This is a genomic window from Vibrio sp. Vb1574, assembly GCF_033338675.1.
The window spans coordinates 12,442-34,235 of sequence record NZ_JAWOTC010000029.1; the positions used below are offsets into that span (position 1 = coordinate 12,442).

22 protein-coding genes are annotated in these 21,794 nt (G+C 44.6%); 1 reads left to right on the forward strand and 21 read right to left on the reverse strand.

The annotated features are described in order from the left end of the window. Positions 1-4 precede the first annotated feature (4 nt). From R7O12_RS16500 to R7O12_RS16525, 6 genes are all read right to left on the reverse strand, one after another. Positions 5-643, reverse strand: a complete 639-nt coding sequence (locus R7O12_RS16500) for a response regulator (protein ID WP_005376875.1) — start codon at positions 641-643, stop codon at positions 5-7. Continuing rightward, on the reverse strand, positions 636-1,991 hold the full coding sequence (locus R7O12_RS16505; RefSeq protein WP_005376873.1) for a cache domain-containing protein: 1,356 nt from the start codon (positions 1,989-1,991) through the stop codon (positions 636-638). Before R7O12_RS16505 ends, R7O12_RS16500 begins: the two co-directional genes overlap by 8 nt. A 151-nt stretch (positions 1,992-2,142) precedes the next feature. After that, positions 2,143-3,429 carry a TRAP transporter large permease subunit gene (locus R7O12_RS16510; RefSeq protein WP_017636111.1) on the reverse strand — a complete coding sequence of 429 codons (1,287 nt, stop codon included), beginning with the start codon at positions 3,427-3,429 and terminating at the stop codon, positions 2,143-2,145. A 12-nt stretch (positions 3,430-3,441) separates the two neighbouring features. Beyond that, on the reverse strand, positions 3,442-3,981 hold the full coding sequence (locus R7O12_RS16515; RefSeq protein ID WP_005376869.1) for a TRAP transporter small permease subunit: 540 nt from the start codon (positions 3,979-3,981) through the stop codon (positions 3,442-3,444). Positions 3,982-4,096: 115 nt separating this feature from the next. Next, positions 4,097-5,188 carry a TRAP transporter substrate-binding protein gene (locus tag R7O12_RS16520; RefSeq protein WP_017636112.1) on the reverse strand — a complete coding sequence of 364 codons (1,092 nt, stop codon included), beginning with the start codon at positions 5,186-5,188 and terminating at the stop codon, positions 4,097-4,099. A 414-nt stretch (positions 5,189-5,602) separates the two neighbouring features. Further along, positions 5,603-6,007, reverse strand: a complete 405-nt coding sequence (locus R7O12_RS16525) for a hypothetical protein (RefSeq protein ID WP_005376863.1) — start codon at positions 6,005-6,007, stop codon at positions 5,603-5,605. Between the two features lie 273 nt (positions 6,008-6,280). Between R7O12_RS16525 and R7O12_RS16530 the strand changes: the two genes are divergently transcribed. After that, positions 6,281-6,946, forward strand: coding sequence for a DUF2982 domain-containing protein (locus R7O12_RS16530; RefSeq protein ID WP_005376857.1), 666 nt, complete (start codon positions 6,281-6,283; stop codon positions 6,944-6,946). Between the two features lie 18 nt (positions 6,947-6,964). On the opposite strand, the gene R7O12_RS16535 is transcribed toward R7O12_RS16530, so the two are convergent. The 15 genes from R7O12_RS16535 to nrfB all read right to left on the reverse strand — a co-directional run bounded on the left by R7O12_RS16535 (position 6,965) and on the right by nrfB (position 21,449). Beyond that, positions 6,965-7,621: an MBL fold metallo-hydrolase gene (locus R7O12_RS16535; RefSeq protein ID WP_005376855.1), complete on the reverse strand. Its 657-nt coding sequence runs from the start codon at positions 7,619-7,621 to the stop codon at positions 6,965-6,967. Between the two features lie 129 nt (positions 7,622-7,750). Beyond that, complete coding sequence (locus R7O12_RS16540; protein WP_031778936.1) at positions 7,751-8,299, reverse strand: DUF882 domain-containing protein; 549 nt, start codon at positions 8,297-8,299, stop codon at positions 7,751-7,753. 166 nt (positions 8,300-8,465) lie between these two features. Then, positions 8,466-10,007, reverse strand: coding sequence for a murein L,D-transpeptidase (locus R7O12_RS16545; RefSeq protein ID WP_005376852.1), 1,542 nt, complete (start codon positions 10,005-10,007; stop codon positions 8,466-8,468). 153 nt (positions 10,008-10,160) lie between these two features. Further along, positions 10,161-11,243 carry a DUF1513 domain-containing protein gene (locus R7O12_RS16550; RefSeq protein ID WP_256902908.1) on the reverse strand — a complete coding sequence of 361 codons (1,083 nt, stop codon included), beginning with the start codon at positions 11,241-11,243 and terminating at the stop codon, positions 10,161-10,163. After that, positions 11,224-12,261 carry an imelysin family protein gene (locus R7O12_RS16555; RefSeq protein ID WP_033905647.1) on the reverse strand — a complete coding sequence of 346 codons (1,038 nt, stop codon included), beginning with the start codon at positions 12,259-12,261 and terminating at the stop codon, positions 11,224-11,226. The genes R7O12_RS16550 and R7O12_RS16555 overlap by 20 nt, the downstream gene beginning before the upstream one ends. Before the next feature lie 10 nt (positions 12,262-12,271). Further along, positions 12,272-13,654, reverse strand: coding sequence for a di-heme oxidoredictase family protein (locus R7O12_RS16560; RefSeq protein WP_318105890.1), 1,383 nt, complete (start codon positions 13,652-13,654; stop codon positions 12,272-12,274). Positions 13,655-13,746: 92 nt separating this feature from the next. Then, the gene (locus R7O12_RS16565) at positions 13,747-15,009 is read right to left on the reverse strand and encodes an imelysin family protein (RefSeq protein WP_199266795.1); all 1,263 of its coding nucleotides are present in this window, start codon (positions 15,007-15,009) and stop codon (positions 13,747-13,749) included. Between the two features lie 174 nt (positions 15,010-15,183). Further along, positions 15,184-15,831: a GTP cyclohydrolase II gene (locus tag R7O12_RS16570; protein ID WP_170893460.1), complete on the reverse strand. Its 648-nt coding sequence runs from the start codon at positions 15,829-15,831 to the stop codon at positions 15,184-15,186. A gap of 211 nt (positions 15,832-16,042) precedes the next feature. Further along, entirely contained in the window at positions 16,043-16,219 is a 177-nt protein-coding gene (locus tag R7O12_RS16575) for a hypothetical protein (protein WP_020480909.1), read from the reverse strand. A gap of 146 nt (positions 16,220-16,365) precedes the next feature. Next, positions 16,366-16,776, reverse strand: coding sequence for a heme lyase NrfEFG subunit NrfF (gene nrfF / locus R7O12_RS16580; RefSeq protein ID WP_318105895.1), 411 nt, complete (start codon positions 16,774-16,776; stop codon positions 16,366-16,368). After that, positions 16,763-17,296 (reverse strand): DsbE family thiol:disulfide interchange protein, encoded by a 534-nt coding sequence (locus R7O12_RS16585; protein WP_054574739.1) that lies wholly within the window; start codon positions 17,294-17,296, stop codon positions 16,763-16,765. Before R7O12_RS16585 ends, nrfF begins: the two co-directional genes overlap by 14 nt. Continuing rightward, positions 17,274-19,181 (reverse strand): heme lyase NrfEFG subunit NrfE, encoded by a 1,908-nt coding sequence (locus tag R7O12_RS16590; protein WP_318105898.1) that lies wholly within the window; start codon positions 19,179-19,181, stop codon positions 17,274-17,276. Before R7O12_RS16590 ends, R7O12_RS16585 begins: the two co-directional genes overlap by 23 nt. A 9-nt stretch (positions 19,182-19,190) precedes the next feature. After that, positions 19,191-20,162, reverse strand: coding sequence for a cytochrome c nitrite reductase subunit NrfD (nrfD, locus tag R7O12_RS16595; RefSeq protein ID WP_318105900.1), 972 nt, complete (start codon positions 20,160-20,162; stop codon positions 19,191-19,193). Beyond that, positions 20,159-20,845, reverse strand: a complete 687-nt coding sequence (gene nrfC / locus R7O12_RS16600; RefSeq protein WP_017636123.1) for a cytochrome c nitrite reductase Fe-S protein — start codon at positions 20,843-20,845, stop codon at positions 20,159-20,161. The genes nrfD and nrfC overlap by 4 nt, the downstream gene beginning before the upstream one ends. Position 20,846: 1 nt before the next feature. Further along, on the reverse strand, positions 20,847-21,449 hold the full coding sequence (gene nrfB, locus R7O12_RS16605) for a cytochrome c nitrite reductase pentaheme subunit (protein WP_053306575.1): 603 nt from the start codon (positions 21,447-21,449) through the stop codon (positions 20,847-20,849). Positions 21,450-21,794: the final 345 nt, after the last annotated feature.

Sequence of the window (21,794 nt, forward strand, 5' to 3'; positions counted from 1 at the left end):
TCTCCTACTCAGTCAACCCAGTTTCAAACGCATATTTTGCTAACTCTGCCGTCGAATGTAAGTCCAACTTGTGCTTAATGTTATGGCGATGCGTCTCTACCGTTCGATAACTAATATTGAGTAAAGTGGCGATTTTCTTGCTGCTGTTTCCTTGAGCAACTAATTTAAGTACCGCTTCTTCCCTGCGGCTGAGAGGATTCGTTTTTTGCGTGGCAGGCACCACTTCTTGGGTAAAGAGTGTTTGTGTGACGGATTCACAGAAATACGTCGAGCCTTGGTTCACCGTTTTTATTGCTTGCACCATTTTCTCGGCCGAGATTTCCTTGAGCATATATCCTACGGCACCAGCTTGCATGACCTTCATGATGTACTCGCGATTATCGTGCATGGTCAACATAAGTATTTTGCTCTCTGGGCGAGCTTCTTTAATTACACCAGTCGCTTCAATACCGTTCATTATTGGCATGCTGATATCCATCAATATGACGTCCGGTTGCAAGTGTTTTGCGACCTCTATCGCTTCCAAGCCATTACTTGCTGTACCCACCACTTCGATGTCAGGCTCTAACTCCAAACGAGCCATGAAGCCATCCAATACTACTTGATGATCATCGACAATCACTACACTAATCGGTTTATCCATAAACTATTTCATCCAAATTAAGCAGCACAGTAATCTCTGTTCCCAAGCCAAGCTCACTCATTAGCTCAAATTCACCACCGATGAACTCTACACGCTCTTGCATGTTCCTTAACCCAATCCCTTGTTGGTGCACTGCATGGTTAACCACAAATCCAACCCCATCGTCACGTATGAGTAATTGCAGCATATTGCCCATTTTTTGCAAAGTAACCGTTACTTTTTTCGCTCGCGCATGTTTTTCAATGTTATTCAAAGACTCCTGAGCGACGCGATATAGCGTCGTTGCGACTTCCGAAGTCAGTTTGTGCTGCTGAGTATCGAAATTGCTCTCGATATCAATCCCAGAATGGGAATGAAAATCCTGTAGCAAGGTCGTCAGTGCTGCTTCTAAACCGATATCATCGAGGGCGCTTGGACGGAGCTGATGAGAAATATGCCGCACCTCATTTATCGCGGTGACGAGCGATCGTTGTGATTTATCTAAGTGGGATTTGAGTTTTTCGTCTTCAAGTCTATGACTCATTAAGTCTAAATGACATTTACTGGAGACTAACAACTGATTGATTCCATCGTGCAGTTCTCGCGCTAAATGCTTTTTCTCATCTTCTTGGAACATCACGGTTTTATGTGCCAATTCTTTCAGGTTCTTATCAGCGAGGCGATGCTCGTGCAGATTGATCGCCAAAGTGAGAACAATGATTACAGCAACGGTCACCGCTAAGATCACGACGACTGAGAAAAATGTCGTTTCGATATTTTTGTTCACTGCCGCGCGCATATTGGCGACTTCTCGGCTGACATCCTCAATATACAGCCCAGTCCCTATCATCCATTCCCACTTATCGAGCCATGCAGCGTAACTAAGCTTAGGGACAACTTCACCTGTAGATGGCTTTTGCCACAGGTACTGATGAAATCCACCACCTGATTGCGCTTGATACAATAAAGCTTCGATTAAGCGATCGCCATTTTCGTCTTCAAGATAGAGTAAGTTTTCCCCGACAAGCTCCGGAAGAACTGGGTGTACAAGGTTGGTACCATATTTATCATAAGCAAAAAAATAGCCGTCAGACCCATAACTCAAACGATTTAAAATCGCTTTCACACGCGTTTTGGCAACACTCTCTTCTAATGTCGGATCGTTGTAGATGTAAGAAATGGAGTCAAAAGCGACGTCGACCGTATCTTTCAGCGCCGCTTCTTTTGATTGGATCAGGTTTTGATGAAAGATCTCTACCTCCCTTTTGCCAAGGGTCTTGGTTTGATAGATAGAGATCCAGCTGATACTCGCTGACACCAATACCACGGGTATCAGTGTCAGCAGAATTAACTTTGCTTTGAGAGGCATCCCTTCCCTCCATGAAACGCTGCCTTTACAGCTTACTATCTTAGCAGTACAAACTAATCGATTGTGTCTGCATAGACATAATTAACAGCTTAACAACTTGTCTCAAAAGGTAAAAACTCTCAGTTCACAAAATCTCTTTATTATCGAGTGATTAACTCATACCGTAAAAACCTGGGAAAAACAGCAAAGACGTCAACACAACAATCTGAATCGCGATGAATGGCATCACACCTTTGTAGATATCACGCGTAGTAACCCCTGCTGGAGCGACACCTTTTAGATAGAACAAACTAAAGCCAAATGGCGGTGTGAGGAACGACGTCTGCAAGTTCATCGCAATAAGAATCGCAAACCACGTCATATTAATGCCCATCAATTCAGCGACTGGCGCAATAATTGGCACGATGATAAAACAGATTTCAACGAAGTCGATAAAGAAACCTAAAATCAGAATCACCACCATGGTAATAATAAGGAATCCCCACTTTTCACCCGGCAGTTCTAACATCCACTCTTCAACTAAATAATCACCACCAGTGTAGGTAAATGCCATTGAAAAGGCGGTCGCACCAAGTAAGATCGCAAAGACCATTGCGGTTACTTTAACTGTCTCTTTTGATGCATCATAAATCATCGACCAACTAAACTGTTTATACAATAGTGATAAAATAATCGCACCTGCACCCCCCAGTGCCGCTGACTCTGTTGGTGTTGCAATCCCTGCAAAGATGGAGCCCAATACCACGATGATCAATGCTAAAGGTGGCAATACAGCTTTCAGTGCGGTGAGCACTTCTTGTTTACGACTGATCGACTCATCGCGCTCTATCGCCTGTGCGGCTTGAGGGTTCAACTTCGCGTAGATGAGAATGTAGATCACATAGGCGCCAACAAGTGTAATACCGGGCCAGATCGCAGCTTGAAATAGGTCCCCTACCGGTACGCCAAGTACATCACCCAACAAGATCAACACGATAGAAGGTGGGATAATTTGGCCCAACGTGCCAGACGCACAAATAGTCCCACACGCTAAACCTTTGTCGTAATTGTACTTGAGCATCACAGGAAGAGATATTAAGCCCATCGCAACAACTGATGCGCCTACCACACCCGTTGAAGCTGCAAGCAATGCGCCAACTAACACGGTAGAAATAGCGATACCACCGCGAACGCCACCGAACAAACGCCCCATTGATTCTAGTAGCTGTTCAGCAAGCTTCGTTTTCTGTAGCACTAGCCCCATAAAAACGAACAGCGGTACGGCCATTAGCACCGTATTTTCCATAATGGACTGAATTCGATATGGCATAAAAGCAAACATCTCGATGCCTTCAGCCCAAACACCAAAAATCAGCGCGATACCACCAAAAGTAAAGGCAACGGGAAATCCCAATAGAAGCGCAAAGAGCGCAACAAAAAACATCACTATACCGATCATAATGACTTCCTTTTACGACTTACCGTTATTACCGGCATAGATGAGATGAGGGTTGACAATTTTGTTGATTGAATGAAGTAATAATCCAATACCACTCACCGCCATAAAGAAAAATGACAGCGGAATCATCGCTTTGATAATCCAACGATATGGTAAGCCACCTGGGTCACCAGACGTCTCGCCTAACGCGTAACTTTCCTTGGCGAAATCAATACCAAACCAAGCTACCAGTAGGCAAAAAGGGAATAAGAAAAATAGTGTGCCTATGATGTCGATGATGGATTGTGCTTTGTAAGATAAGCGTTCATAAAAAATGTCGACGCGAACATGGCCACCGGACTTAATTGCGTAAGGCACACCAAGCAAGAACACGGCAGAGAATAGATGCCATTCCATTTCTTGGAATGCGATAGACACATCATTAAACACGTAACGCATGACAACGTCGTACACAACGTTTGCTAACAACAAAATAAACAGGATGCTGGATAACCATCCGAGAAAATCGCTAAAGCGGTTAAATAATCGCTCAATATAAATAAGACTTCTCATTCCGAACTCCGTGGAACGTTTAGATGCGCTCCGCTATGGTGCGGAGCATTCATTATGAAGTTTTCTTGGGCTTCGATAGCAGGCTAAACCTCTTGGCATCGCCTGCTTCATAACGTTATTGTTGAGCTTGACTGTTTAAGTACGCTCGGTGCGAAATATCTGACCATGGTCGAACTTGATTCATATAGTTCGCTTGCGACTCTTGAATCTCTTTCGCCAAAGCATCTTTTTCTGCATGTTCTTTCAACAAACGATCGTTTGCTTCTCGCAACGCAGCTACGACTTCAGGTGGGAAATCTTTTACTTCAACATTTGGGTATTCAGACTTAATAGATGCCCAGTTTTTGCCGCTTTCGTGTTTCGATTGCGTGTACATATCGTAAGCGGCCGTTTTCATGGCTACTTGCAAAATCGCTTTTAGATCATCAGGTAGACGGTTCCAGGTGCGCTTGTTAACGAGGAACTGAAGCTCAGTCGCTGGCTCATGCCAACCTGTGTAGTAGTAAGGCGCGATTTTGTGGAAGCCCATACGTAGATCCAGCGATGGACCAACCCATTCCAAGGCATCAATTGTGCGACGCTCTAGAGAAGTATATAGCTCACCAGGGGCGATATTCGTTGGCTTGGCACCTAACTCAGCCAAAATCTCACCAGCAAATCCTGGGATACGCATTTTCAAACCCTGTAAGTCCTCGACGGACTTGATCTCTTTTTGGAACCACCCGCCCATCTGAGTATCGGTATTACCGCCAGGGAAAGACATCAAGTTATGTGGAGAGTACACTTTTTCCATCAGCTCCATACCACCGCCGTAGTAAAACCATGCATACTGCTCAGTTGGCAACATACCGAAGGGCATAGAAGTGAAGTAAAGTGTGTTTGGAACCTTACCCTTCCAGTAATAAGACGCTGAGTGACCCATGTCATACTGACCCGACTTAACCATATCAAACACCCCAAAAGGCGCTTTATGCTTGTTTGCGGAATCAATGCGGATTTGCAAACGTCCGTTGGACATCTCTTCCGCCATTTTGGCCATGTTTTTTGTGGTATCACCAAAAATTGGGAAATTAGGCCCCCAAGTTTCAGCAAGCTTTAAACGATAGACTTTTTCAGCAGCGTTTACAGAAGTCGCTGCGAGTGCCATCGCGGCAGCGACAGCGGTTGTTTTGAGCACTCGTTTTAAAGATTTTTGGATTAGACTCATCGTTCACGTCCTTTATCACCAAGGTTATTGTTGTCATCCATTTCATTAGGATTGGCTGTATTCGGTATAAAAGATGTAACAATGTTGTCTAATGCGAAATGGGCATGAACACGGAAGCGAGTGATTCATCAATAAGGCATTAGCCTAAGGTATTACGTACAAGTACGTAGGAAAACCGTCATGACAAAAGACTAATAATAGCAAAATCAATAAATTATATTTTTATCTATGAATAAAAATAAAAGACAATACTTACGTATTTTTCTGCCAAAAAATTTACATAGTATTTAAGAAAATGTGACAAACCACTTATTGGTAGTGTTAAAGTCAGAACTTAATGCATTATTTCCAATACCAAGATAAAAAAATACCTCGGCATCGGCCGAGGTATTCAATCTAGAACGGTAGCGGTAATTAAACTGCTTTGTAGATAACTTTGTTACCTGCTAACTGCTCTTTTTGAACTAGGTTTTCTTCAAGAAGCTTCTTTAGTGCGCCAGTAGCCCATGATGCCGCTTTAGTATCTTCTTGACCTGCAGCTAGACCGATGCCTTTAGGGTTAATACCTTCAGCATTCGCCATAACGATGTCTAATACTTGTTGTTGCTTAGGAGTAAGGGCAACATCAACTGTTTTCACTGCAGCTACTTTTTTATCAGCTACTACTTTCTCCGCAACAGCTTTTTCAGCAACAGAAGGTGCTACTGCTTTTTCCGCAACAGGCTTCACTGCTTTAGGTGCTGCAGCTAAGTTTGCTACTGTCGCTTTAATGCGTTTTTGCAGTTTCATCTGCACTTTACGCTTATGAGCAAGTCTCATTGAATATTTCTCCAGTTCACTGCATCTCAGCAGGGATGAAAATTTGAAGCGCGTTTTATACCAAAATTCACAAGCAATTTGTAGGTTTTAGCGGCGAAACGCGATGAAAAATGCGCTCAAAGCATAGAACGTCTACTATTTAATCAGATATTTTATGAACGGATTTATTGAATACTGGGTATAAAAACAGAGGTTTGTTTTATTTTAAATGCAAGTCAATGCACATAAAGCTGCCCACTCATTTTTGAACAAGTATTCGATGAGGTTATAAGCATGGAAACGCTGCACCTAACAAATTCACATTTCAAACCCGACTCCCCTATCAACAGAATACTTTTGTTGCTCGTTGCACTCATCACTTTGTTTTTGGTTGCCATTTCTCCGGGATGGAAGCAAGCCATGTTGTCGGTCATTTTGATGTCTGCAATCGTTGGTTTCGCCATCTTGATGATTAAGAAAAGCCAAGTCACTTTTACGCTGACAGCTTCTCACTTTCAGCAACACCTTTTTAAAGGAGGTTGGGTCGTCAGATGGCGAAATATTGAGTCAATCGGTATTTGTAGCTACCAACAGGAAGGCTGGCACCAACCGCTACCTTGGATCGGTATTCGTCTAAAACACTACTCACCCTACTTAAATTCAATCTGCCCTCGTATAGCGACTGAAATTCTCCTCAGCCAGCGAGCACTGCTTTACTTAGGCGCGAAACAAAATCAGTGTGAAGATAAGTTTGAGGATATGGTGCTTGACCCTAAACCGTATATAAACAGAGATGGGATTGAGTACAAAGGTTTGTTAGCGATGCTCGCCAACCGGATGAAGTATCAGAGAGGCTTTTATGGCTACGATCTATTTATATCAGCAAGTGATCTAGATCGTGAGGCTGAGGATTTTGTGGGACTGACTCGGCGATACTTAGCTGCCGCCGAGCCAGAATAATGCTTAGTACACGCACTTTTAGTAAAGCGGCATCTCGTCAGCAACGAACGGGTTAGTTTTACGCTCATGACCGAAAGTCGATTGAGGGCCGTGACCAGGGACAAACGTGACATCATTGCCTAAAGGCCACAATTTCTCTTTGATAGAGCTAATCAACGTATTGAAATCGCCTTGTGGGAAGTCAGTTCGACCAATGCTACCGTTAAACAAAACGTCACCCACAAACGCTAAACGCGCTTCTTCACTGTAAAGCACAACGTGACCAGGTGTATGACCAGGTGTGTGGAATACGTTCAGCACTTGATTACCAAAAGTGACAGTGTCACCCTCATTTAGCCATTGGTGCGGTTCAAACGCTTCTGTCAGTGGGAAACCAAACATTTGGCTCTGACCTTCCAAACCTTGCAACCAGAAGTTATCTGCCTTGTGAGGACCAACAATCTCTGTACCGCCAAGCAGTGCAGACAGCGGCTCCGTGCCACCTACGTGGTCCAAGTGACCGTGAGTTAGCACTAGGTTTACCACGTCAACACCCAGCTCTTTGATAAGCATAGCGAGCTGCTTTTCATCGCCGCCTGGGTCAACCACAATGCCTTTCATGGTTTCGTCACACCAGACAATAGAACAGTTTTGAGAGAAAGATGTTACTGGAACAACTTGGTATTTCAGAGCCATAGATAACCTATACCGAATAAATTTGCGTGAAAACTGCCGCAACTATGACACTAAGGCCTAGCGACTTCAAGCTTTGAACTGTGGGTAATCGACGACGTTCTGAGACTAGAAACCTTGTCTCAACTGGCACTACCAGGAACGAACAGCACCCGTATCGATATGAACAAAGTTACTGCCTGGATAATAACCCACGCCACCGGCTTTTAGGCTTAATGCAGCATCACGAACCGTTGAAAGCTTCACGCCGTCTAAACGGAAATCAATGGCCTTTCCTTCCATGTGCATGCTCTTTTTCGCTACACGAGAAGACCCGTTGCGCAGCGAGGCGTTAGTGGCAGGAGAACGGTAACCTGAAATGACGATCACCTCTGCTTCTGTACCAATTAACTTTTGAATTTGACTTATTTGATCGAACAAGCGTCGATCCATGGGATGAACCTCATTTCGTCGATGGTCTCGACAAAACTCATTCAGCCTTTGAAGTTCATCATTAATGTATCGTTTTCCATCGAAATAGCATGTTTCGAGGATCTCTCCAGTATTAAGATTGTTCATCGCCAGCGCACGTGGCTCGTCAGGGAGTGAAGCCCAAGAAAATGATGGCAGGGCAGACGCCAACACCACACCACCAGCGGTCATTTTAAGGAAATCTCGGCGGGAAAAGTTACGACTTACCATTTCAAAATACAGTGCTCAACAACTAGACAAGTCGTGGACATTAACCAAACACATTTGTCACGTCAAACGCATAAAACACTCCATCTTGATTTTCAGACGCAGTAATTATTGTTTAATTATTGAACGAAAAGAGAATTCTTCGTTTTGTAAATTTTCCTTAAAGATTTCAACTGCGGTGATCGTACTTATAGATATCATCACGGTAGTAAAGCGTTCCCTCTTCCAACCATGCTGTTTGATAAATGATGTGTACTTGAATGCGCTCTCCCAAAGGAACTGACGTGTTAGACCGACGAGAACTTTCTCGCTTTTTCGCTAAACGTTCTTCCAACCCCTGAGTTTTGAACAGAAGTTCTGCTAACTGGTCTGCATGTTCTACACGAACACATCCTGAGCTGAATGCGCGTCTGTCCTGTTCAAACAAGTTTTTACTTGGCGTGTCATGCAAATAAATAGCTTGTGGGTTAGGCATATTGAACTTGTACAATCCCAGTGCATTTTGTAAGCCCGACGCCTGTCGCATACGATAAGGAAATGTTCTCGGATTCACCGTTGCCCAATTGATGGTTGTAGGATCAATAATTTCGTTCGAAGTCCAAGACCGAATGATTTGAATGTTATGGTTAATCAAATACATCGGATTACGTTTTACTTTAGGAATAATGTCTTTAACCATGATAGTCCAAGGCACGTTCCAAGTTGGGTTGAGAATAACTGAATCCAGTGCTACCGACATGATGGGCGTTTTTCTTGATGCTCTCCCTACCACGACTTTAGACTCAAACAAGGGTTGACCGTCATGCCAATACGTGACTTCGTATCCAGGCACGTTAACAAAGACAACATTATCCCTTTCTTTCGACCAAATTCTTGAACGCTCAGAATTCAACGCCAACAGATGCAATCGCTCTTGAGGAGAAAAGTTGATCCATCGAATGGTATTCGGGCCGATAACGCCATCTTCTTTCAAACCATGAATACGCTGGAACTCTTTTATCGCAAGCTCTAATTGTTCGTCATATTCTTCAGTGACTAAATCCAAGTAAGAAACATCTACGCCTACGATCTCCATTCGCTCAATCAATAGGGGTCTGTTTTCTAATATATCGCCAACACGTGCTAGCCCAGTTTGTTGATAGGCAGGATATTGGTACTGAGAATGTTCCGATAGCGAAGAATAGGCGGAGTAGAAAGCATCATCTGTTTGTAATGGAGACCGGAGACTTGCCAAAAACTGACCAAGTTTGCCAACCGTAATCTCATTACTCAGAACCGATAAAGTATCGATGCTAGGAGCGGGTAACGTAACATGGGCTTTGTCTGTAAATAGCCAATTAATCCCTTCTTCGGGGAGTTGCTCAAGATAACTAAGGTACATCAAGAGTGAATCTGTCATCACTAAATCGAAGTCGAGATTATCTCCCTGCCACCTTACTTGGTTTATCCGGTGAAGTTGATTTTCGAATTCATCGGTGACATCCGCAAGTGCAACCAGGTTTACTTGAAAAAGAAACTGCTCAATATCACTTTCATTTTCCCAGTTCAAACGGTAATTGGTGCTTTGATACAGTTGATCAATCACCTCTGGATAATGGATCATTTTTTCTACAGACAGCTTTTGTACCGCTCCCTCTTGCTCGACTTGCGCTGAAGCTTCGAGAGAAACGACGGTGGAAAAGCTGCAAAACGGCACCAGAAGTGCCGTCATGATTAAAACCCTAGCAAACACTGAAATGATCCTTGCGCTACTTGCCATAATAAAAAGTATGGCAAATATCTCACAGCTTGCAGGTTTAAAATTAAGAATCTGATGCCGAAAACGACAACAAAACTCTCTATAAGTAATTACTCAATGATCTTTCTAGATAATTCTCGACCAATGGTTGTCCCATTGCACTCCGCTTGCGAAGGTACTTTTTGACTCCTCTGGTCTTTGCTCTACCACTTTTCCCGCCCCAGAGCTGACTCGGAACTCATCGCCATAGACCACAACACCAGAGGCGTCTGGTAACGCACTTAGCTCTACCAATTTGCCCGTAGATTTAGACCACATACCATAACAACTGCCCGGAGGGGAAGTGGCTAAGATCCATTCATCGGTTGCTGCAATACTCGCAACGTAGTGATTGAAACGCGCCCACTCTTCAGGCTCAGCTTGAAGATCTTGCATTTCACCACCACGCGTGTGCATGGCGATCAAGGCTGGATACTCGTCCGGCTCACCACGATATTGCTGACCACAAAGCACGGTTTCCGCACCATCATGAGCTAAATGGCGAATACTCAACTTATGATCCGGTAAAGACACTTGATCCAATAGCTCCCCTTCCTGTGAAAGGTAACTCAGACTCGGTCTCATGCTATCAAGATTGAGAGGTTCACGGCCGTTGGTGTGTACGCCACCGACGCCAATCGCTAATGCGCCATCAGGCATCATGATCACTTCATGAGGACCAAGACCAAAACCCGTTAACTCATCGATTTTTTGATATTGCTTCTGCACATCATAAACACCAATGATCCCACGACTTGTCCCCCTCTCCCCTTCTGTGGCAAATAGCAACGTGCCATCGTGGGAGTAAACGCCATGCCCATAGAAATGACGATTTGACTTTGCTAGTTGCAGTTTGATCATCTGCCCTGAGCGATAATCAAATACCATGAAGAAAGTACCTGGTCGACGACCAAAAACTACGGCGTGGCCTTGTTGGTTGGTTGCCACACCGTGACCACGCTCAGGAATCGGCAATGAAGATAGCGGCATACCATGCTCATCCGCCACCACCGCTGCATATTTATCTCGGCCAATGATAGAGCAGCCGATCAACGCAGGCTCACGTGAGCTTGTTGAAGAACAACCAAATGGCATCATAGGTGTAGCCGCACCGAATAGAGCGGCTTTCAGCAAAGTTCGGCGGGTTTGATCAGTCACCATCGGTTGCATTAAATCCTATAACTACGCCAAGCTCGATCGCCACTTCTTCGTGAATCAGGTACTTCAATTGCTCTAGCTTGTTGTATTGAGCGAGCACCATGCGATAGCCTTCTTTTGTTTGTAGTGCAGCAAACAAGCTCTTATCCTCTGGCCAAGTTTCTAACGCCATTTCAAACTGATGAACAACACGGTCTGCGAGATCTGCATGGCCTTGCTCTCTAAGTAGCGCATCTAGACCATTCCCGTTAGCAAAGTACAACGCTTCCATCCCTTGAAGGTTGGCTTTTAAGTTTGAAAGCGAGGTCTCTGAACGCCACGATTCTGAGAAATACGGGCGAGGCTTACCAATCTTCGCTAGCGGTCGGCTCAACTTCTTCATGCTGTATTCAAGCTGATTCGAGAGCAGTGAAATGTACTCAGACTCCCATTCCGTCATCTCTAGCGATTTCCAAGGGTTCTCTGCCCAAGAATCCGCGATGATCTGCGCTTTGTTATCGAGGTTTTCTGCAATCGCTACGCCTGTCACACAAGTATTGCTGTTGCTAGATAAGGTCGACGCTTTATCGTAAAGCAGCCATTCCAGAGCCCCTAAACCTTGCACGGTGACACTTTGGGTGGAGATATCTTCTGCACTCCAAGCTTGGTCAGATTTCGTCAATACAGACATTTTACGACCAGTAGTGTTCTTTTTATCTGGCCAAAACTGAACATTCCAGCTTTGCTCCAGCGCCGTAGCAGGGCCACGTTCTTGACCTTGTAATGCCATCCACGCAAGCATCGTTTGATGCCACTGCTGTTTTACTTGTGCATCATCCTTCGACTCTGATGCGCAGTAATCTGCGAAGCGTTGTTCAAGTTCTGTGGTTTGCGCTAAAAACGTCTGAGCTGATTGAAACTCGACCTCGTACACGCTTTGAGAAATATGACTTGTACTCTCAGGCTTGGCTGAGCTCGAACCGATGGTCGATTGGCAACCAACCAAACTTAACGTTGCGGCAATCGCACTCACTAATAGTGTTTTTTTCATGGTTGCTTCCTTATAGAGAATTCAGAAACGCAATCAATGCGTCACGTTCTTTTTTGTTCAGTGCTAAGACGTTTTGTTTCGCCGTTTCAGCTTCGCCGCCGTGCCACAACACCGCTTCCATCAGGTTACGAGCGCGGCCATCATGTAGAAAGTAAGTGTGTCCGTTTACTTCTTCGGTATAACCAATGCCCCATAGCGGTGCTGTTCGCCACTCGCGGCCGTTTGCTTGATATTCCGGACGGTTATCGGCTAAGCCTTCACCCATGTCATGCAAAAGCATGTCGGTGTATGGGTGGATAAGCTGCTCAGAAAGCGCTGGTAACTCTGGTCGTTTCGCCGTTTTAACACTGGTCTTGTGGCAGCTTTCACAGCCAGACGCAGCAAAGATTTGCTGACCAAGTTTCACGTTAGGGTCATTGACATTACGGCGAATAGGTACAGCTAAGTGCTGGCTGTAAAACTCTACGAAATCGAGAATATTTTCACTCACTTCTGGTTTGCCGCCATTTGGCATGTCGTCACAAATGCTTTGTTTCGAGGTACAGTTTTCATTTGGGAATAAATGGCTCGTAAGACCCACATCACCATTAAATGCTGCTGCATTTTGCTGCATTAGCGTCGGTTGTCCTGCTTTCCAGCCAAAACGACCAATCGAGAAATTGTCCCTCTCAATATCCCACACTTTATTTACTTTGCCTGAGATACCGTCTTTGTCGGCATCTTGTTCATCAGCCCAAGCAAGTAGCGTTTCGTCGGGAATACTCTCTAACAAACCAAGGCCGATCATTGGCGGTGCCACGCGTGCTGAGAACTCGGTATCTGGGTGCATATCGCCGTAACCCAGCTCGGTAATGTTCAAATGAGGTTTTCTTAGTGTCACCGTCGTACCGTCTTTAAATTTCACTGGGACATCGGTGTAAGTGATTTCGATTTTGCCTTCTGGCGTTTGATCTTGCAGGGCGAAATCTTGAAGCTGGCCACCATAAGTCGGCTCAGGTATGCCACCGTCTTTGATGTAGGCTTTCTTTTGTTCTGGCGTCATCGCAGGAATGCTTAAGCGCACTAACATAGACACGGCATGTAAATCATCTTTCTCTGGCGGATGACCACGACCGTCTTTGATGTGACAATTCTGACAACCATTGGTGTTAAAAAGCGGGCCTAAGCCATCACGAGCGTCTGTTGACGCTGGCGCTTGTACCCAAGGGTTGCGGAAAAAGCTGTTACCGACGCTAAAATCGAGGCGTTTGCTCATTGGCAAGTTAGCAGCAGGAAGAGAATAGGCATTCGCGCCGTCTTTTTTAACACTGGTTTTGCCTCCAGACTTAACATCGTAAGCCATGGCAGAAGAAGAAAGGATCGCGGCTAGCGCAGAAATTAGGTATGGCTTCATATCATTGCTCTACATAAACAACAAGGGTGATAACAACGAGCTCAAACGTCAAAAGGGCTCACAAAGAGCCCTTATTTATTATGGTTTTCTTATTAAAACTCGTGGTCAGCAGTATCAGGGCTTAGGCTGTCGATGCCGACAATGTTTGCCGCTCGCTCAATCGCACCAGTTTGCGCTACCAACGACATGATGGTGTCGTTTACCAGCGCGTTGCCTTGTGCGTTACCCGCCGCAATAAGTTGGTCAAAATGCTGGTTATTCTTCTCTGCAGAAGTCACTAGCTCACCAACTTGGCTAAGTGTTGTATCAAACTGCTTTTGAATGTCGGTCGCGGCTTTCTTATCTTTTTGAGCAACAAGATCAGCAATACTTGGACCAGATAGCTCTTTGCCGTTTACACCTTTGTATGTACCTGTGTAAACGTTGTAGATGCCTTGCTCGTTGTAGTAGTGAGAATTATGCGTGTTGTCTGAGAAACAATCGTGCTCGTCTTCAGTTGAGTTCGCTTCTAGTGCCACTTTCATGCGCTCACCCGCTAGCTCACCTAGAGAAAGAGAACCCATGCCGAATAGCATCTTACGTAGACCATTGTCCGCTGAGTCGTTCAGTAGCTCTTCACGGTAGTTACCTTTTACTTCAGCAGACCACTGCTTTTCCATCCACTCAAGGTCTTGAACCAGTAGATCAGCGGCTGCTTTTAGGTACTCTCCACGACGCTCACAATGGCCATTCGTACACTCAGAACCCACAACGAAATCAGTGTAAGCGCGTTGACCTGCGCCTGCGTTAGTGCCGTTTAGGTCTTGGCCCCAAAGCAAGAATTCAATCGCGTGGTAACCTGATGCAACGTTTGCCTCAGAACCACCTACTTCGTTTAAATCTGCTAGTAATTCTGGCGTAATTTTTGAAACGTCCAGTTTAGAAGCACCAATCTGCAGACTTGTGTTTGCGATGATGTTTGCAGCCGCACCTTCGTTACCCAATTCGTATTGGTAGTCCGCTGCTACGTAGTCGATCAGACCTTCATCAAGTGGCCACGCGTTTAACTGACCTTCCCAATCGTCAACAATCGCGTTACCAAAACGGAAAACTTCAGACTGTTGGTAAGGAACGCGAGAATCTAGCCAAGCTTGTTTTACTTCTTCAAGCTTTTTCGCTGATGGTGATTTTAGAAATTCGTCGATTTTTACATCAAGCGCTTTCGCTGTTGTTACTGAATCAGCAAACACAGCATGGGCAACGTCCGCGTAATGTTCGACTACTTGTTGTTTAGTTACTGTGGCAGCAACGGTAGAACCACTGGCAATGAGGAGTGATGCAGCAATAGATTGGACTAAAACTTTTTTTGCGTTCATCTGAAGCATCCTTGTTGAGCTTTTCAATTATCGTATTGGTAGTGCTAATTATTCTTATTTGCACTTTAGTCTCGAGATAATACAAATTTACAATTTATTTGCAACTCCAGATACAAAAAAACCTCATAAAAATGAGGTTTTTCACAGGCTTTATTGTCAGTTTTGTCTTTAGGATTAAACCTTTAGGTCATGTTTTCCGTGAGAGACTTTTGCCTTCAGATAATTTTCGTTGCCATCTTTGATATGTGCAGAGGTGTTGACAACCTCGCCAATTTCAATTCCGTACTCAGATAACTCACGGATTTTCTTAGGGTTGTTCGTCACAAGGCGGATCTTATTCACGCCTAAAGCTTCTAGCATTTGTGCTGCTTCTGTGAAATCACGCAGGTCATCATCAAAGCCCAAATGGTTGTTAGCTTCGTACGTGTTCATGCCCTGGCTTTGTAAGCGGTATGCATCGATCTTATTGTACAAACCAATACCACGACCTTCCTGACGGAGATACAAGATGATACCACCGGACTCGCCCATGCGATTGATCGTCTCTTCTAGTTGCTCACCACAGTCACAGCGTGAAGAGTGGAACACATCGCCTGTCAAACACTCAGAGTGCATACGAACTAAAGGCATGTCCTGAGTTTGGTCCGCTTGTTTAAAGATAATAGCAACATGCTCTTTGTCTGTCTTCAGACCATGGAAAGACAGAATTTCGGCATCAATGTTACTTTTTGCCCCGACTTTAAAATCTACTCTGGCACGTACTTCCGCCATATCTATACTCACTCGATTTATTGCTTGATGCGTTTTCGTTATTGCATTCATGGGATTTACTCGTTGCTCTTCAACTATGGGGACTGATACCGCATTTTGCAATATAGAGATCACAATTGAGGGCAGTTATCCACTCAAGACAGCAAAAGAGAACCACTCTCCAACTGAACAATTGTTATATTATAACAATTTAAAAAAACTACAATAAAAAACCCCAGACAAATTTTGTCTGGGGTTTCAAGAAGGTCGTTTGGTCTATCTTTTAATGGGTCTGACTGCGCTTCCAAACGGCGAGTTCAATCCAAACTGCTTCGAGTTCTTGGATTTCCTCGTCGGTCAACACGGCGAGCGTTGAAGTAACTTGAGGCAGGTTCGGTGATTGCAATGCACGAATCTGCGAATAGAAGTCTTTTTTAAGTTGTAATATAACTGAATCCACTGCGTGCACCTATTTCGTTCTTTTATTACTTATCCAGCTCAAAATTTTTATTTTCTTTATACTGGAAACTTCATAAATTCGGAAAAATGATAACATTCTGCTTGTTAAGTGCACAATTTATTTTTAATAGTGGAATAACGGTCACATTAAATACGCTTCACCATTCGGATCGAATATAAGACAAAAAAGATCAAAAATAGCACAGGAAAGATCCACAACAGCGCCGTGGAATAATTTAATGGTGGTTGATACAGAACAATATTCCCATAACGAGCAACTAGATAGTCCTTTATTTCTTGATCTGAGCTGCCTTCATTGGCCATCGTATACACTTTCAACCTCAGGTCTTTAGCCGCTTGTGCATTAGACTCGACAAGGTTTTGGTTTTGACACTGCGGGCAGCGTAATGTCTTGGCTAACGAGGTTGCACGCTGTTGCACTTCAACAGAATGAAATTCAAACAGATCAACATTCTGTTCTATATCCGCACTTCTCGTGAAAGGAGAAAATAGTATAAATAGGATTAAAGTGAGGAGAAGATTATTAAATCGAAACATTCAAGTATCCTGAAAATATATCGTTCCATTTATCTGCCGTTAGCTCTCCACGATATTTGATCAATATACGACCATTTGGATCAATCAAGTAAGTTTCCGGCGTTCCGATAACACCTAGCTCCACAGCGAGCTTTCCATTAGGGTCACTAATTACTTCAATATATGGATTTCGTTTAGAGCTCAAATATTCACGAGCGGCTTGTTTTTGATCTCTATAATTCAGCCCAATAATAGGCACACCGAGTTCTGCTAACTGCAATAATTCTTCATGCTCTCGTTTGCATACTCCGCACCAAGATGCCCAAACATTCAATAATTTATATCCGTCGCTTTTGAACAACTGCTCAGAAACCATGTCATCAGAGATCAGAGAAGTAGAGCGAAAATTAGGTGTCTCTAAATTTCGTTGTGGGGACAATTCAACATGTGGTCGCTCAGACAAAGCCACCGCAGTTACTACAGCAAACACGGCAACAGCCACAACGAGACCTGCGAGTTTAAGCGTATTTCTCGATCGCATTGATAGCCTCTCTCCTTTTCTTTAGGCCGGTTAATAGCGCACCAAACACAGCTAGTAGCCCGCCAGACCATATCCACCAAATACCTGCGCGGTACTGAACTTTAATCGCATAAGCATGAGTATCGACTTTGTCACCCAATGTCACGTAATAATCGCCATGCCATAGTGAACGAATCGCAGGCTCGGTCATATTCATCACTCGCACAGGGTAATGACGCTTTTGCGGGTTGAAATTGAGCATGCGGCCATCTTCCAAGTGCAAGGTGATCTGTCCTTGTTCCGCGGTGTAGTTTGGCCCCACCAGCCATTCGATACCATGATAATCGATAGTGATCCCCGCCCTTTGTTGAGAACTGCCGGGTTCGACACGTAAATTATGTTCATATGAGTAGTGACTGTTGAATACAGCTCCACTCACCGCCAGCGCAAAACCGATATGTGCCATCACGATTGGCATGAGTTTGCGCTTATTGGAACAACGAAACAGCATAACGAGATGCGCCACAATCACCCAAGTAGCCAATATTATGGTTAGCAATACTTCGAAATGCAGTACGTTCACTGAGAACATAAACCCGATCCCAGAGACTATAGATAACGCAATACTAATCGCGATATCAGTGCTTACACTCGGCACTGTGCCTTTTGTCCATTTCAGCAGCGGCATGAAAGCTAAGGCAATCAGAGCCAGTATGCTTAATGGCAAGATCAGACTATTAAAATAAGGTGCGCCAACTGAAATGTTTCCTAAACCGAGCAGTTGATAAACCATCGGATAAAAAGTGCCAAGAAAAACGATAGCAGTCGCAATAACCAGCAGCCCTTTGGCGATGTAAGCAGTGTAAGCTCGGCTCGCTAGAGATTGAAGTTTGAAGCGAGGGAGTTGTTCTCCTCGCAAAATCAATACGCCAAAAGTGATAATGACAAGCAAGCTCAATACACCAATCAGCACCAAACCTTTAGTTGGGTCCACCGCAAAAGCGTGCACTGAAGTCAGCACGCCAGAGCGCACCACAAATGTCCCTAAAATGCTTAGGCTGAACGTAGCAAACGCCAGTGCATAGGTGCTCCAAATTGCGCCTCTGTTACGTGTTGCGACAACACCGCTGTGCAACAAAGCAGTACCAGTAAGCCAAGGGAGTAGAGAAGCGTTCTCCACAGGGTCCCAAAACCACCAGCCGCCCCACCCTAGCTCATTGTACGCCCACCATGATCCCACCAAGATACCCAACGTGAGCGTTCCCCATGCAAAAAACGCTGCGCTTCGAGCAACCACATACCAATCGCTCATCGGTTGTTTACCCAATAGCGCTGCTAATGCAAAAGCTAATATTGCTGCGTAACCGACATAACCGAGATAAAGCAATGGTGGATGAATGATAAGCCCAACATCTTGCAACATTGGGTTTAGATCTCGCCCTTCCGACGCCAATACTTGGGCATACTCGAACGGGTTAAAGGTCATTAACGTGAACCAAGCAAATGTCGCAATAAGAAGGTTCATGATTCCTAAACAGTCACAAGTATATTGGGCGTTGAGCGGTGACTTAAATGCAATAAACGACGCCCATAAACTCAAGGTGACGACCCAAAACAACATGGAGCCTTGGTGCCCGCCCCAAGCGGCAGCAATCTTGAATGCTACGGGAAGTTGACTGTTGGAATGCGTAACAACATATTCCAACGCGAAGTTGTCTTGCACGAAGCAGACGATCAGAAGTGCTAAACAAATGAAGGAAGCTAAGCTAATGATGTGGGACATCGCGACTTGATGTGGCAATGTCGCCTTCTTACTCATAGCACGACGTAGCCAATGCAGCAACGATGCACAAGTCGATGTTACAGCCACCAATATCAGTAAGAAGAACCCTAGCTCAGCTTCCATTTATCCCCCTTACACTATGGTCATTTGACCGGCATATAGAATGAAAGTACGCAGCATAAGTACGCCAACCAAGCTCAACGTCGTGACCACAAAAACGTAACTGCCTTTGTGGCGCACTTCAGAAGGCGCCAACCAATTGAGAGTCAAAGGCGTTATCATGCCGATGAACACTACCCCACCCCAGAACCATTGAGCCCAGAATCCACTCGAAATAGCATTCCAAGCCGCGACTTCGTTCTGACCACCGCTGAAGATCAGTCCAGTAAAGAAAGTCACTAAGACAAACAGCTCAAACAATACTACTGGGCGTTCAAATCCGTGTACCCAAGACACACTTGGGCTGCTGGTCGACTCTTTAAACACCAAGATGCCGAACATCAAGCATGCCGCTGCACCCGAGGACAAACTAGAGAACAGGAACAAGATTGGCAGTACTGGATTGTTTAGCATTGGGTAAGTCTTCAATGCAGACAATAGAAAGCCAGTGTACGCTGCAAGCACGATGGCTAAGAAGCCCAAGAACAATTCAATTGCGTTGTTGGCTTTCCCCGCCTTAATCAAAATGCCATCGGCAAAATCCAACAGTTTGCTCGGTAACTTACCCTCACAAAAGCTGATGATTTGATGGCGGAAGATAACGCCGATCCAAACAAACAGCACCAGCATGTACACTTGGAACAAGATCACGCCCATCGACATCACAGACGTTGGGTTGTAGTAGATCATGATCTTCCAAAACTCTAAAGGCTTGGTTAAATGGAAAATCAAAATTGCCAACCCAGCAATGATGCCAAATGGCGCAAGCCAAGCCATAGCTTTCATGATGCCGTTGTTTGCGGGATCACCTTCAATCACTTTGCGTTTTAAATAGATAGAAATCATCACCGCACCTGCTGACATCCCAGCAAGGAATAAGTAAATCGCGATGATCCAATCCCAGACTAACGAGTCAAAGTGGAATGCACTTTCGAAGCCGTTCATGATGACACCTCTCCTTTGCTATGCGGAATTTTGTACAGTTTAGGTTGCGTACCTAAATGCGATTTATCGCGATAGACAACATGGCTTTCGATAGCTTTGCTCACCTCGCTAGTTGGGTCATTCAAATCACCAAAGATGAGTGCTTTTGTTGGGCAAGATTCCACGCAAGCTGGCTGTTTACCTTGCGCTAGGTTGGTATCACGGCAGAAGTTACATTTATCCGCAGAGTGATCGACTGGATTAAAGAAGCGCACTTGGTAAGGGCAAGCGGCAAGGCAATAACCACATCCGACACATTTCTCTTTGTGCACATCCACGATGCCGGTCGCTTCATCTTTGTATGCAGCGCCTGTTGGACAAACGTACACACATGGTGGGTTATCACAGTGCTGACAGGATTCGCGAGTAAACTGGTATTCCACATCTGGAAATTCGCCAATCGGTTCACTGCGATGAATTTTAAGTCGCGTTACGCCTTCAGGGACTTTATTTACTTCGCGACAAGCATCGGTACAAGCGGTACAGCCAATACAGGCATTTTCATCATGAACCATACCCATGCGTTTCGCTTGTTCACTGTTGCTGGCATAGAGAGAGGAGCTAACAACGGAAGTGCCTGCAACGCCTGTAGTTAAAATCAACGCGCCGCTGCCGGCTAAAAAGTTTCTTCTCGAACATTTCATGCTATCTCTCCTCTTCTTTGGCAAGTTCAGGTTCGACGGCAAATTCAGAGTGACAATCCACACACTGCTTGATCAGTTGTTTTCTGTCGTACGACAACGCTTTGGTTTTCGCTGCGTGTACATCGTGGCAATTTGAACAAGTGAGGTTTTTGGCGTGCACATCGTGCGTCCAGTGGCTTTCTCTCAGCTGTGTCGGTGCGTGGCAATCCACACATTGGCCGTTGGCTTTAAGAATCATGCTTGGATCAAGGAACACTTTGTCGTGTACCTCTTTCGATTGCGCGGCAGAAAACTTAATCACATCAGGCGCACCTTCACGATGGTCGGGACCAATGTTGCTATGGCAATTGGTGCAATTAAGTTGCTTCCCTTGGCTGAGTAGAGCTTGCGGGTCATGCGAAAGGTTCAGAGTCTCTTTTGCATCCTTATGACATTGCAGACACTTGTAGTCACGGTCACGGATCAACTCGACTTGATGACGCTCAGCTTGAGCACCTTCAATCGGCTCTGAAGAAGTCGCATGGGCGGCGATGGAGAAACCATAGATGGCAAAGACGAAGAGAAGTTTCAGCATTGTCTCTATGGTCAATTTTATATTGCCCATATTGTTCTTTCCTTAGCTCGATAATAATTGATAACTATTCTCAATTATTTATTTGAGCGACAATTAATTTCCTCTGAAGATATTTTTTAGATCTTCAAATGACATCAATTCTTATTTCGGAAAGCCACAACGCTAAACCTATATTTATAATACCTCTATTATTCATAAGGGGTAGAAACGCCTGCTCAAAAAGCGAACTAAATCACCCTATTTTTAAAAAGGTTAAAACCCAAAGCATTGCAGAACAATGACTTAACAACTACCACTTTAGAGGTATATAAATTCAAACATGACTGAGATCACTGGTGTAAATTGATCTAAAACAAGACAAGATTCACTCACTAT

Excerpts from the sequence above, each read along its gene's own strand:
- nrfD (WP_318105900.1), bottom strand. The coding sequence starts at position 20,162 with ATGAACGGCTTCGAAAGTGCATTCCACTTTGACTCGTTAGTCTGGGAT.
- R7O12_RS16545 (WP_005376852.1), bottom strand. The coding sequence starts at position 10,007 with ATGACGGCACTTCTGGTGCCGTTTTGCAGCTTTTCCACCGTCGTTTCT.
- R7O12_RS16550 (WP_256902908.1), bottom strand. The coding sequence starts at position 11,243 with ATGCAACCGATGGTGACTGATCAAACCCGCCGAACTTTGCTGAAAGCC.
- R7O12_RS16505 (WP_005376873.1), bottom strand. The coding sequence starts at position 1,991 with ATGCCTCTCAAAGCAAAGTTAATTCTGCTGACACTGATACCCGTGGTA.
- R7O12_RS16560 (WP_318105890.1), bottom strand. The coding sequence starts at position 13,654 with ATGAAGCCATACCTAATTTCTGCGCTAGCCGCGATCCTTTCTTCTTCT.
- R7O12_RS16525 (WP_005376863.1), bottom strand. The coding sequence starts at position 6,007 with ATGAGACTTGCTCATAAGCGTAAAGTGCAGATGAAACTGCAAAAACGC.
- R7O12_RS16500 (WP_005376875.1), bottom strand. The coding sequence starts at position 643 with ATGGATAAACCGATTAGTGTAGTGATTGTCGATGATCATCAAGTAGTA.
- R7O12_RS16530 (WP_005376857.1), top strand. The coding sequence starts at position 6,281 with ATGGAAACGCTGCACCTAACAAATTCACATTTCAAACCCGACTCCCCT.
- nrfC (WP_017636123.1), bottom strand. The coding sequence starts at position 20,845 with ATGAAATGTTCGAGAAGAAACTTTTTAGCCGGCAGCGGCGCGTTGATT.
- R7O12_RS16565 (WP_199266795.1), bottom strand. The coding sequence starts at position 15,009 with ATGAACGCAAAAAAAGTTTTAGTCCAATCTATTGCTGCATCACTCCTC.
- R7O12_RS16540 (WP_031778936.1), bottom strand. The coding sequence starts at position 8,299 with ATGGTAAGTCGTAACTTTTCCCGCCGAGATTTCCTTAAAATGACCGCT.
- R7O12_RS16515 (WP_005376869.1), bottom strand. The coding sequence starts at position 3,981 with ATGAGAAGTCTTATTTATATTGAGCGATTATTTAACCGCTTTAGCGAT.
- R7O12_RS16570 (WP_170893460.1), bottom strand. The coding sequence starts at position 15,831 with ATGAATGCAATAACGAAAACGCATCAAGCAATAAATCGAGTGAGTATA.
- nrfF (WP_318105895.1), bottom strand. The coding sequence starts at position 16,776 with ATGTTTCGATTTAATAATCTTCTCCTCACTTTAATCCTATTTATACTA.
- R7O12_RS16555 (WP_033905647.1), bottom strand. The coding sequence starts at position 12,261 with ATGAAAAAAACACTATTAGTGAGTGCGATTGCCGCAACGTTAAGTTTG.
- R7O12_RS16535 (WP_005376855.1), bottom strand. The coding sequence starts at position 7,621 with ATGGCTCTGAAATACCAAGTTGTTCCAGTAACATCTTTCTCTCAAAAC.
- R7O12_RS16510 (WP_017636111.1), bottom strand. The coding sequence starts at position 3,429 with ATGATCGGTATAGTGATGTTTTTTGTTGCGCTCTTTGCGCTTCTATTG.
- nrfB (WP_053306575.1), bottom strand. The coding sequence starts at position 21,449 with ATGGGCAATATAAAATTGACCATAGAGACAATGCTGAAACTTCTCTTC.
- R7O12_RS16585 (WP_054574739.1), bottom strand. The coding sequence starts at position 17,296 with ATGCGATCGAGAAATACGCTTAAACTCGCAGGTCTCGTTGTGGCTGTT.
- R7O12_RS16590 (WP_318105898.1), bottom strand. The coding sequence starts at position 19,181 with ATGGAAGCTGAGCTAGGGTTCTTCTTACTGATATTGGTGGCTGTAACA.
- R7O12_RS16520 (WP_017636112.1), bottom strand. The coding sequence starts at position 5,188 with ATGAGTCTAATCCAAAAATCTTTAAAACGAGTGCTCAAAACAACCGCT.